Origin of the sequence: Actinomadura rubrobrunea NBRC 15275 (assembly GCF_001552235.1) — a bacterium.
Lineage (GTDB): Bacteria > Actinomycetota > Actinomycetes > Streptosporangiales > Streptosporangiaceae > Spirillospora > Spirillospora viridilutea.
On record NZ_BCQU01000142.1, the window covers coordinates 1 to 10,588 of the forward strand.

At 71.4% G+C, this 10,588-nt stretch carries 6 protein-coding genes; 2 read left to right on the forward strand and 4 right to left on the reverse strand.

What is annotated here, in order from left to right; translation table 11 throughout:
- On the forward strand, window positions 1-847 hold an 847-nt coding region (locus tag AR3_RS27590), incomplete at its 5' end, for a phytoene desaturase family protein (RefSeq protein WP_169803906.1).
- A gap of 1,916 nt (window positions 848-2,763) precedes the next feature.
- Window positions 2,764-3,471: a helix-turn-helix transcriptional regulator gene (locus tag AR3_RS27600; RefSeq protein ID WP_067918367.1), complete on the forward strand. Its 708-nt coding sequence runs from the start codon at window positions 2,764-2,766 to the stop codon at window positions 3,469-3,471.
- On the opposite strand, the gene AR3_RS27605 is transcribed toward AR3_RS27600, so the two are convergent.
- From AR3_RS27605 to AR3_RS27620, 4 genes are all read right to left on the reverse strand, one after another.
- A complete protein-coding gene (locus AR3_RS27605) occupies window positions 3,425-4,600 on the reverse strand; it encodes a cytochrome P450 (protein WP_067918369.1) in 1,176 nt (391 codons plus the stop codon). The two genes, AR3_RS27600 and AR3_RS27605, sit on opposite strands and share 47 nt — an antisense overlap.
- 1 nt (window position 4,601) lies before the next feature.
- A complete protein-coding gene (locus AR3_RS27610) occupies window positions 4,602-4,811 on the reverse strand; it encodes an MbtH family protein (protein ID WP_067918371.1) in 210 nt (69 codons plus the stop codon).
- Window positions 4,808-8,716: a non-ribosomal peptide synthetase gene (locus AR3_RS27615; protein ID WP_067918373.1), complete on the reverse strand. Its 3,909-nt coding sequence runs from the start codon at window positions 8,714-8,716 to the stop codon at window positions 4,808-4,810. The genes AR3_RS27610 and AR3_RS27615 overlap by 4 nt, the downstream gene beginning before the upstream one ends.
- A partial coding sequence (locus tag AR3_RS27620; protein ID WP_245637935.1) for a condensation domain-containing protein occupies window positions 8,713-10,588 on the reverse strand: 1,876 nt, incomplete at its 5' end. The genes AR3_RS27620 and AR3_RS27615, both read right to left, overlap by 4 nt.

A 10,588-nucleotide genomic window follows, 5' to 3' on the forward strand; every position in this document is an offset into this window, starting at 1 on the left:
TTTGATGCTCGCTACCTTGGCCCACGCGGTCGGCTGGCCGATCCCGCGAGGCGGCAGCCAGGCCATCGTGGACGCGATGGCGGCCGAGTTCACCCGCCTCGGCGGGAGGATCTTCACCGACCACCGCGTGAGGAAACTGTCCGACCTGCCGCGGGCCCGCGCCGTCCTCCTCGACGTGAGCCCGGCGGGACTGCTCGACATCGCCGGGGACGAGCTGCCCAGCCGGTACGCGCGCCGCCTGCGGGCCTTCCGCTACGGAACGGCCGCGTGCAAGGTCGACTTCGCCCTTTCCGGCCCCGTCCCCTGGACCGCCGAGGGATGCGACCAGGCCGGCACGCTGCATGTCATCGGATCCCGAGAGGAAGCACTGGCGGCCGAACGCGAAGTGGCGGCAGGTCGCCACGCTGAACGTCCGTATGTACTCGTCGTCCAACCCGGCGTCGTCGACGAGACCCGAGCGCCGAAAGGCCACCACACGCTGTGGACCTACGCCCACGTCCCCCACGACTCGCCGCGGGACGTCAGCGAAGCGATCATCGCGCAGATCGAGCGGTTCGCGCCGGGCTTTAGGGACCTCATCCTCGCCAAGCACGTCAGGACGGCACGCGACCAAGCACGACACAACCCCAACTACATCGGCGGAGACATCGGCGGCGGGGCACTGACGACATGGCAGCTCCTCGCACGCCCGGCGCCCCGGTGGGATCCGTACACGACCCCCTTGCGCGGCGTGTACATCTGCTCCGCGTCAACCCCTCCGGGACCCGGAGTGCACGGCATGAGCGGCGTCCATGCCGCGCGCAGAGCCCTACGCCGCCGATTTGGCATCGAACCCCCGGCCATCTGATCCGAGAAGGCCGCCGCTTTGGCCACCGGAAGCGAGAAGCGGCGACGTCGCGCCGGCCTCACCGAATGACCTCTTGCTGTGACGGCTGCGCTCATCGCCGTCACGCAAACCGTGAGGGCCGCACCGGCGGCACGAGTGCGTAGACGTCGGCTGCCGCTGAGGGCGCGCGGCACCACTTCGGTGGCCAGACCGAGGTGCACTCTTCGGCGGCGCTGTCATGTGTTTTGCCGGCGAGGGGGCGTTCCGGTGGACGGCCGCGGTGATCGTCAAGGATCACCGGCCCGAGTCGATCTCCAACGTGGCCGGCGTGACGTCATCGGCAGCGATCATCGGGGCGCAGACAGGGGTCAGGCCCAGCCCGTGCGCCGTGGACCTGGTCTCCGCTTCACAGCAGGTTTTCGCGCCGGGATTCCTCTAGTCAGGGCATTGGTCAGACTCTCGCCGTCGTTGCAATGCCAGATGGAGCGGGCGAAAATTCCAACAGTGGTGGCCTGTGATCGCATTGAGCCATGTGGGTGAAACGGGTGGCCTGTTGAGGGGATGGTGTAAGTCGCACTTCGTGCGGTCGCAGCAATACGGCTGCTTTGCGGGGCATCGAGACTGCCTCGCTGGTCGGCTCTTGGTCGCCTGAGCGGCGTAAATGAGTCACTAGCTCATCGGTGCGGCGAAGACCTTATCGTCGACAGTTCGCCATACGTGAGCTGTTGTGAGGTCGAAGAAAACTCGGTGGGTGCCTCAAAAATTGGGGGGTGCAGGCGTTTCATCGGTGAAAGAGTTTCGGAAGCGCGTGGCAGTCTTAGGGTATGCGGAGTTAGGAACGGAGATGAGCGATCGATGTGACCTTCGAGTCGCATGGCGCCAACCCCATCGCTGTGCAGAACGGTCCGCTGTGCGCAAGGCCTGCACCGGGGCCAAACGTCTTCAGCGGATGCTCCGTCCGGTGACATGCTGCTGCCTTAGTCCTGCGCGAGTCCAACTGAATAGGGGCGCCAACGCAGGGCCGGCGGTGCCACGGTCGAAAGCCTTAGATGCGGGTCGGGCTCTGCGCGCCGGTAGGGCGCGCCGCGGCGCCCGGCCTGTCCGCTCTGTGCACGCCGCCTGGTCCGGGACTGCGCAGGCCCAGCCGCCGCGGAAGAGGCGGCTTGGGCGTCCTCGCGCAGTCGCCCTTCGCGCTGGCGCCGGCTGCCGAGTCTGGATCTCCGAGGTGAAAGGTCCGCGAAAGCGGCCGCAAGCTACTCGTTTGGTGGAGGACTCGTCCGCATCGGCGCCTGCAATGCCTGACGCCCTGGCGGCACAAAACGAATTGACTGGATCCTGCCACCTGGTAGTCGGCTGTCGCAGCTCAGCAGCCTTGTCTGCTGTTCGTCCGGCTCGGGGGCGGTGATCGAACGGCTGCTCGGCGAAATGGGCCTACTCGAATGAGAGGACGATACGTAGGATGATCGCTGGTGTCAGTGTCAGATCCGCGCCCAGCCTTACTCTGCATGGCTTTCGGGCGTCGTGGACCGTCCGGTTTCGGACATTGACGTGGCCGCAGGCAACGGGTAGGGGAACCCTCGTCATGACCGTGCGTGCACCAGAGATAGCGGGGTGCTGGAGCAGCTGTCTCAGGCCCGGGCATGCAGATGCCCGTGATCTTGACTGATTCTGATTGATCTGCACAAGGTGAGCACCGAGGAGGGGGTGGGGCGAGGAGGCCTCTCCGCTCTCGCGCTGCAATCTGAGGCGGATACCTGCCTTGCTCACACGCTGTCGGGTATCGGCATCGACCGCGACGAAGACGCATATCCGGTGGAAAGACGACGATGTCCGGGGGGCAACCGGTGGAGTCATCAGGGCGCCTGCAGGCCAGGGGCAGACACTTCGAACACCCCTGCACAGGCAACGTCGGCAGCGGTGATCGATCCCGTCTGGAATTGGAGAGCACGCTGTTGCGGGCGGGCCGTTTGCTGGAGACGGCCCTGGATTTGCACAGGAGGCAGGAAGACACGAGGGCGTCCTTCGAATTCGTCGACCGGAAGAGGCTGTCAGCCTTGCTGCAGCGCACTTTCGAACAACAGTCGGCACGGGTTCTGATGGCGGGGGACGGGTGGCTCGTCGAGCTGCCGCAGCGACTTTTCGACCTGGGGCCCGGCATCCGAGTGGTGGTCGGACCGGATGCCGTAGAGGAGCGCAGGGGCGAACTGGAACGCCTCACCGCCGCGCGCGCCGCCGTACGGGTGCTGCCTCGGGTGCCGCCGGAGCTGGCGCTCTTGGACGAGCGCACCGCCGTGTTCGGCGGCGACCGCATGCTGATGATCAACGAGCCGCAGATGGTGAGCAGCCTGCACGAGCTCTCCTCGGCGGTGTGGAGCTTCGGAGTGGCGTTCACCGACTACCTGGACCGCCCGGACGGTGACCCCGAGGCGTCGGTCCTCCACCTGCTCAGCGCCGGCTGGAAAGACGAGGCGGCGGCGCGTGAACTTCGCATGTCCGTGCGCACCTACCGGCGGCACGTGGCCAGCCTGATGAAGCGGCTCGGCGCGGCCTCGCGCTTCCAGGCGGGGATCCGCGCCGTGCAGCTCGGGCTCATCGACGTCAGCGAGGCGTCCAGGCGACCGGCATCGAACGGTATCCCCAGATGAGGTTCGAGCGGAGCCGCCGGGGCTCGCCGGCAAGCTCGGCGTGCTCCACCTTGCGGAGCAGCTCGTCGAACAGCACGGTCAGCTCGGCGGTCGCCAGGGTGGCGCCCAGGCAGCGGTGCGGGCCATGGCCGAACGCCAGATGCCGGTTGGGAGCGCGGGTGACGTCGAACGCGGCGGCGCGCTCGAACGCGCGCTCGTCACGGTTGGCCGCGGGCAGCCACACCGCCACCCGCTCGCCCGCCGAGATCCGGTGACCGCCGAGCTCGGTGTCCCGGGTGGCGGTGCGCAGCACGTGCAGCGCCGGACTGGTGTACCGGAGGACCTCCTGCACGGCGGTCGGCAGCAGGTCCGGGCGGTCCCGCAGCCGCCGCCACTGCTCCGGGCTGTCGATCAGGGCCCGCAGCCCGCCGATCGACGCGTGCCGGGTGGTCTCGTTCGCGCCGGAGATCAACCCGTCGCAGTTGAGGATGATCTCCTCGTCGGTGAGCGGAACGCCGTCCACCGTGCCCGTGACCATGGCGCTGACGACGTCCTCGCCCGGTTCCTTGCGTCGCCGCTCGACCAAGTCGGAGCAGTACAGCAGGATGTCGGTGTGCGCCTGCGCGGCCCGCGCCGGGTCCTCCGTCGAACCGAACGCGGTCATCGTGCGGTCCAGCAGGAAGCCCCAGTCCGCGCGGGGGACGCCCAGCATGTCGCAGATCACCGCGACAGGCAGGTGGGCCGCCACCTCCGCGAACTCGCAGACCTCCTGCTCCAGCGCCTGCTCCAGCCGCTCCGCCACGGTCCGGCGCATGGTCTCCTCCAGGCGGCGCACCATGCGCGGCGTGAACGCCGAGCCGATCAGGCGGCGGATCTTCGCGTGCCGCGGCCCGTCGGTCACGATCAGCATCTTCCCGGCGGCAGCCGCGGCCGCCGCCGGGTCGTGGTCGAGCCGCATGCCGCGTTCGGAGGTGAAGACCTCCCCGTCCCGCAGCACCTCCCCGGCGAGCCGGTGGTCGAGCACGGCCCAGAACGGCTCTTCGTCCCGTTCGTTGCGGTACACCGGGCACTGCGCCCGCAGCCGCTGCCACGTCTGCGCGGGATCACCGGTCTCGTAGAGGGCGAGGTCGGCCAGGTCAACGGCGTCCATGTCAGCCCCCGGACCGCTCGATCAGGCTCTTGGGCCGCATGTCCGTCCAATGCTCGGAGATGTAGTCCAGGCACGCGGCCCGGTCGGACTCCCCGAAGACGACCCGCCAGCCGGCGGGGACGTCGACGAAGGCGGGCCACAGCGAGTGCTGGCCTTCGTCGTTGACCAGCACCAGGTAGGCGGCGTCGTCGCTTTCGAACGGGTTGGTCATCGTTCCTCCTTCCGACGGAGCCTGCGGTGCAGGACGGCTCCGATCTCCGCGATGGGGCCCGGCCGGGTCATCTCCCCGTGGGCGCAGGCGATGTCGTGCACCTCGACCTCTCCGTCGACGTGGTGCCGCCAAAGGAGGGGCGACGGCGGTGTTCCGTCCCACCCCGTCGCGGCGCGGAAGAACAGCACGTCGCCGCGGAACGTGGCGGGCTGGTACTCGCGGACAAGCCGCGAGCAGTTGGGCATGACCCGGACGATCCCCTCAAGGTGCTCGTCGGACAGGCTCACCATGCCTTCACGGCGGAGCAGCTCCACGGCGTGCGCGGCGTCCCGCGGTTCGACAGAGGCGTCCAGGCCGAAGTAGTCGACCAGCAGGTACGCCAGCACCTGCCGGGCGTCCACGGGATGCGCCCGGGGGAGCGCTTCAGCGGGGTACGCGTCGAGCATGGCCAGCAGCGCGACCTTCTCGCCCTGCCGTTGCAGGACGGTGGCAACGGCGTGGGCCGCCACGCCCCCGAACGACCAGCCGAGCAGGTAATAGGGGCCGTCGGGCTGGACTTCGCGGATGCGTGCCGCGTAATCCTCGGCCATCTCCTCCATCGTGGCCGCCGGTGGCTCGCCCTTTGTGAGCCCGCGAGCTTGCAGGCCGTAGACGGGACGGCCGGTGACACGGCGGAGCAGCCCCGAGTAGCACCAGCTGAAACCTCCCGCCGGGTGCACGCAGAACAAGGGCGGGCGGTCGCCCTTGGCGCGCAGCGGCAGCAGCACCTCCAGCGAGTCAGGCGCCGACTCGGTGTCGAGCCGGGCGGCGAGCTCGCCTGGCGTGGGCGCCTGGAACAGCATGCGCAGCGAGACCTCGGTGCCCAAGGCGTCGTTGATGCGGCCGAGCAGCCGTGCCGCCAGCAGCGAATGCCCGCCGAGGTCGAAGAAGTCGTCGTCCACCCCGACTCGCGGCAGGGAGAGGGCCTCGGCGAAGAGCCCGCACAGCACGTCTTCTCGAGGTGTGCGCGGCGAGCCGCCGGCTGTCGCGGCGAACTCGGGGCGGGGCAGCGCTGCACGGTCCAGCTTGCCGTTCGGCGTCGTGGGGAAGCGGTCCAGCACGACCACCGCCGCGGGCACCAGGTGCCGCGGCAGGCGGCGGGCCACGGCGCGGCGCAGCTCGGCGCCGTCCAGCCGCCGTCCCGGACGGGCGACGACGTAGCCGACCAGCTGCGGCTCCCCCGTGGGGCCCGGCGGTGCGGTCACGACCGCTTGCGCGACGCCCGGTTCCTCGCCGAGCGCCGCGGCCACCTCGCCCGGCTCCACCCGGACGCCGCGGATCTGCACCTGTGCGTCCGCCCGGCCGACGAACACCAGCCGGCCGTCGGGACGGCGGCGCACCAGGTCGCCGGTGCGGTACATCCGCGACCCCGGCGGCCCGAACGGGTCGGCGACGAACCGCTCCGCGGTAAGGTCCGGGCGGCCGTGGTAGCCGCGCGCGAGGCCGACGCCCGCGTAGTACAGCTCGCCGACCGCCCCGATCGGCACCGGGCGCAGGCGGCGGTCGAGCACGTAGGCCCGGGTGTTCCAGACGGGCCGCCCTATCGTGATGTCCCCGTCGGTGCAGTCGGCGTACAGGCTTTCGCTGCTCGCCTCGGTGCAACCGCAGAAGTTCAGCAGTCTGGCCTTGGGCGCGGCGTCCGCCAGTTTGGCGGGCAGACCGGGCGGCATGGGCTCCCCGCTGCTCAGCCACAGCTCGCACCCGTCCAGCGGGAACTCGTCGGCGGTGTCCAGAAGGGTGTCGATCAGGCTGGGCACCGCGGTCAGCACCCGCGAACCGCTGGTGGACACCAGGCGGCGCAGCGCGCGGGCGTCCTGGGCGGTGGCGGCGTCGGCGAGGACGACCCGGCCGCCGTGCACGAGGGCCTGCAGGATCTCGACCGACCCGTCGATGAAGCTCAGCGAGCTCTTGGCGCACACCGGCTCGTTCGCCTCGAAGGCGAACAGTTCGGAGAACCAGGCGAGCCGGTTGACCAGGCCGCCGTGCGTGCCGATCACCCCCTTGGGCCGTCCGGTGGAGCCGGAGGTGTACAGCACGTTCACGGCCGACTGCGCGGTCACCGGACCGGGCCGATCCTCGGGGCCGGGCGGGTGCGCGTCGGCCCCGGCGAGCAGGTCGGCGGTCGCAGGGGCGTCGACGATCAGCCGAGGGACGCTGGTGGCCAGTCCGCCGTCGGTCGCGGTGTCGGCGAGGACCAGCACGGGGGCGGCGTCGTCGAGCATGTAGGTGATCCGCTCGGCCGGGTACTCCGGGTCGATCGGCAGGTACGCCGCACCGGTCTTGAGCACGGCCAGCAGCGCGACGACCAGGTCGACCGATCTGCCCATCGCGATCGCGACGGTCTGCTCCGGGCCGATGCCGCGCGCCAGCAGCACATGCGCCAGGCGGTTGGCGCGCTCGTCGAGCGCGGCGTAGGTCAGCTCGGCGTCGCCCGCGGTGACGGCGACGGCGTCCGGGGTCCGGGCGGCCTGCGCCTCGAACAGCTCGCCGATCAGCCGGTCGGGCACGTCGTGCGCGGTCTCGTTCGCCTCCCGCAGGATGCGGTGCTCCCAGGGGGGCAGCACCTCCAGGTCCGCGGCGCGCCGGTCGAGGCCGGAGGCCATCTGGGCGAGCAGCTGCGCGAGGCGATCCGCGATCAGCCCGGCCTCGTCGGCGGTGAACCGGTCCGGGTGGTAGTCGAGGCGCAGGTGCAGGCGTTCGCCGGGCACCGCCACCAGGGTGAGCGGGTAGTGGCTGGCGTCATGTCCTTGCGCACCGGTGACCCGAAGGCCGGGCGCCGGCGTGTCCGATCCGGAGAACCCGACGGGGTAGTTCTCGAACACCACGATGCTGTCGAACAGCTCGCGGAAGCCGGTGACGCCCTGGATCTCGGCCAGGTCGAGGTAGTGGTGGGCGCTCAAGTCCATCTGCCGACGCTGCGACTCGGCCAGCAGCCGCGCCAGACCCGCGCCGGGGTCGATCCGCATCCGCACCGGGACGGTGTTGATGAACAGGCCCACCATGTCCTCCACCCCGGCGACCTCAGGAGGCCGCCCGGACACCGTGACGCCGAACACGACATCGTCCCGGCCGGTGAGCGCCGAGGCCAACACGCCCCAGGCGCCCTGCACGAGGGTGCTGACCGTGAGCTGGTGGCGCCGCGCGGTCTCCGCCAGGGCGGCGGTGGCGGACGCGTCGAGCTCGCGGGTGACGCGGGCCGGGCTGGTGCCCGAACGGGCGGCGGCCGCGGAGGCCAGCAGCGTCGGCTCGGCCAACCCGGCGAGGTAGTCGCGCCAGGCGCCGCGCGCCGCGTCCCGGTCCCGTCCGGAGAGCCACCGCAGGTAGTCGCGGTAGGCGGGCGGGGAAGCGAGCGCGGCCGCGTCCCCGTCATGGGCGTACAGGGTGAACAGTTCGTGCAGAACCCGCTGCGCCGACCAGCCGTCCAGCAGGATATGGTGCGTGGTGAGCACGAGGCGGTGCCGTTCTGCGGACCGCCGGAGCACGGTGAACCGCAGCAGCGGCGGCCTGGACAGGTCGAACCGGGCGGCGCGGTCCTCGCGGACGATCCGGTCGGCCCGCTCAGCGGCCGCCTCGTCGCCGAGGCCGCTCAGATCGATGACCCGCCACGGCGGCGTCGCGGTCCGGGGGATCACCTGGACGGGACGGTCCACGCCCTTCTGCCAGAACGCCGCGCGCAGGTTGGGGTGGCGGTCCAGCAGCGCCTGTCCGGCCGCGAAAAGGGCGTCGAGGTCGAGCCGGCCCTCCAGGTCGAGCACGAACTGGACGGAGTACACATCGTGCCCCCGGTCGTCGTACCGGGCGTGGAAGAGCAGCCCTTCCTGGAGCGGCGACAGCGGCAGGACGTCGGAGATCTCGGTGTCCGTCACAGGTGCTCCCTCCACGCGGCCTCGAGCTCGTCGATCTGGTCTTGATCGAGTTCCACCAAGGGCAGGTCCGACGGGGTGCGGCCGCCGGCGTCGGACCGCCGCACGTGCCGCGCGACGCTCCGCAGCGCTCGCAGCCACGTCTCCGCCAGATCCCGGACCTCCTGTTCGGGCAGCAGGTCCCCGGGCCAGGTGAACGTCGCGAGCAGCCGCGGCCCGTCCGCGCCGTCCTCGACGACCGCGTTGACGTCGAGGGCGTGGGGGAGCGGCATTGCGTCGTCGAAGCCGCCGCCGAGGGCGCCGCCCCCGCCCGCGCCGACGGCCAGCCGGCCGAGATAGTTGAAGCCGATCTGGGCGGTCGGCAGCGCGGCCAGGGCGGCGGCGGTCTCCTCGTTCAGGTAGCGGAGCATGCCGTAGCCGAGTCCGCCGCCCGGGACGGCGCGCACCTGCTCCTTGATGCGTTTGAGGGCGGTGCCGGTCTCCGGTCCGCCGTCCAGGGCGTCGCCCACGTCCAGGTCGCCGAGGTCGAGCCGCAACGGATGGAACGCGGTGAGCCAGCCGACGGTGCGGGACAGGTCGACGGAGGCGTCGGACACCTCACGCCCGTGCCCCTCCACCTCCACCAGCAGCGCGGTGCCCCCGCGGCCCTCGAAGCGACGCCGCCGACGGTCGACCACGGCGAGGGCCAGGCCGGTCAGCAGCACGTCGGCGACGTCGGCGCGGAACGCGGCCGGCACCTCCTTGAGAATCGCCTCGGTGTGCTCGGAGGGCAGCTCGACCGTCAGGTGCCGGGCCGTCCCGGCCACATCCCGCGCGGGATCGAGCGGCCGGTCCGCGAACGCCGGCTCCGGTCCGGCCAGCAGCCCGGTCCAGAAGGGCAGCTCCGCCAGGCGGTCCGGGCTGTGCGCCTGGGCGACCAGGCGTTCGGCCCAGCCGCGCACCGTGGTCCCGACCGGCGGCAGGACCGGCTCCCGGTCCAAGGCAGCCGCGCGCCACGCCTCGGTCAGGTCCTCGGCCAGCACCCGCCACGACACCGCGTCTACGACGAGGTGGTGGGCGACGAGCAGGATCCGGTCAGACGAACCCGACGCGGGCCACACGACGGACAGCATCCGGCCCGTGTCCGGATCCAGACGGCCCACGGCCTCGGCGATCTCGCCGCGCACGTCGCCGTCGGCGCCGCCCTCGGCGACGAGCTGCTGCGCTTCGACCGCGCCGGGCGGCGGGACCTCCAGGCGCCAGCCGCCGTCCGCCTCGCGGTGCAGCCGCGCCCGCAAGGCGTCGTGATGGTCGATGACCGCCTGCAGTCCGGCGACCAGACGGCCGCGGTCGAGACCGCTGGGGACGTCCAGCAGCAGGTGCTGGTGGAACCCGGCGATGGCTCCGCCGCGTTCCCGCAGCCAGTGCATGACCGGCGTCAGGGGAACGTCGCCCGTGCCGTCCTCGCCGGGCGGCGCCTCGGCGTCGGCGTCCTTGTCCAGAGGCTTCGCCACCTGCGCCAGCGCAGCGACCGTCTTGTGCTGGAAGACGTCGCGCGGGGTGAGGGCCAGACCCTCCTGGCGCGCCCGGCTGACCAGCCGGATCGCGACGATGCTGTCGCCGCCCAGGTCGAAGAAGCCGTCGTCGATCCCGACCACCGGCACGTTCAGCACCTCGCGGAACAGCGCGCACAAGAGCTCCTCGGTCGCGTTGCGCGGCGCGGTGCGGGTGCTGAGCGCGGCGAAGTCCGGTGCGGGCAGCGCCGCCCGGTCGACCTTGCCGTTGGGGGTCAGCGGCAGCTCAGGCAGCACTTGCACGACGGCGGGCACCATGTAGTCGGGCAGCCGGGCGGCGACGTGGCGGCGCACCGCGGCCCCGTCGGTCCCGTCATCCGCC